The organism is Citrobacter sp. Ce104, from assembly GCF_030334595.1.
Taxonomy (GTDB): Bacteria; Pseudomonadota; Gammaproteobacteria; order Enterobacterales; family Enterobacteriaceae; genus Citrobacter; species Citrobacter europaeus.
In genome coordinates, this window is record NZ_JAOWDP010000030.1 from 1 (window position 1) to 428 (window position 428).

Annotated in this window: 1 protein-coding gene; it reads left to right on the top strand. The window is 59.1% G+C overall.

Annotation, left to right across the window (positions count from 1 at the left end; genetic code table 11):
• Positions 1 to 428 (top strand): SUMF1/EgtB/PvdO family nonheme iron enzyme (locus OGW16_RS02020; protein WP_286517662.1); only part of this gene is annotated, 428 nt, incomplete at both ends.

The window sequence follows — 428 nt, forward strand, 5'->3', positions numbered from 1 at the left end:
GACCGGGGGCAGTATATTCTGGTGGCAACGGATGACGGCGACTGGCGTGAGGATGAGAAAAGCGGGCGCGGTGAAAACTACGCCACCAGCGAGGACCGCCAGGCAACGGAAGAGGCCGCCGGGGTGGACAGTTCCTTCGTACGTTATGCCGTCGATCGCTATCCGCCGACCCCCGGCGGGCTGTATGGCATGTCAGAGAACGGCTACGAGTGGGTGAGCGACTGGTACGACCCGGACTATTACGCGAAATCTCCGCGCCAGGATCCGCAGGGTCCGGAGAAGGGTGTCATCCTGGATGACGATAATGGGCAATATATGAAGGTCCGCCGCGGAGGTGACAATCCTTCACCCGGGTTTGATGTGGGCCTCACCTTTTTTCGCGGCTATGCCATTAAGGATAACTATTTTCCCGATGGCACCACTGTACG